The organism is Fulvivirga lutimaris, from assembly GCF_009711525.1.
Lineage (GTDB): Bacteria > Bacteroidota > Bacteroidia > Cytophagales > Cyclobacteriaceae > Fulvivirga > Fulvivirga lutimaris.
The window spans coordinates 1-704 of sequence record NZ_SMLV01000046.1 but is presented as its reverse complement, the minus strand read 5'-3'; the positions used below and the strand labels follow the sequence as shown (position 1 = coordinate 704).

Below are 704 nucleotides of genomic sequence, written 5' to 3'. Positions count from 1 at the left end.
CAAGCCTACTTTTTTTAGCATTCCTGATGAGAATGTTTTTATCGGTTGATTTAGAAAAGAATTAGTATCCAATTGATTTATCAATGCATCAACTTGGATTTGATTTGCTTTTCTCGTTTTAGCGTAAAAAAGAATCAGGTCTTTCTGGGTGAGAAAATCGGGATATAAAGGTTCTGCTTCGCTATAACTGACAAGTTGCCGGTACAATTTTGGATCTCTCTTGCAACTAAATCCATCCAATGAAATTTTCCCGTCAAAAGGAGAAATTCCACATATTGTTTTAAACAAAGTAGATTTACCTGATCCATTTCCACCCTTAATCCAATAAATGCCATGATTCAACTTTAGATTCGGGATGCCTAGAATTTGTTGACTTTCGTAAGATTTGCGAAAATTTGTTATTGAAAGAGTCATCTAACAGTTTTTCATTACTAGTATACTAGCTACCATTATTCTTACAGCATGTGTCTAATTATTATTTTTTAGAATGTTAAAATACGTCTATTATGAAAATTTGATAGATACACTTTGCCTTATTGGGGAGTCTCATATATACTAAATTTTCCGCTGTACGGATAATATGAAATATACTAATGTTGTTATATTAACTGCCTAGTGGTTGGCAGTTGTCTTCGCGCTTGCCTGTCCGAAACAAAGAGAAAGCGGGTTATTGCCTGCCTGTCCGCCAGTAATAAAATGAAGGC

1 protein-coding gene is annotated in these 704 nt (G+C 34.4%); it reads right to left on the bottom strand.

Annotated features, from left to right (window positions below):
- The coding region (locus E1140_RS00115) for an ABC transporter ATP-binding protein (RefSeq protein ID WP_155177933.1) at positions 1 to 414 on the bottom strand (414 nt) is incomplete at its 3' end.
- Positions 415 to 704: the final 290 nt, after the last annotated feature.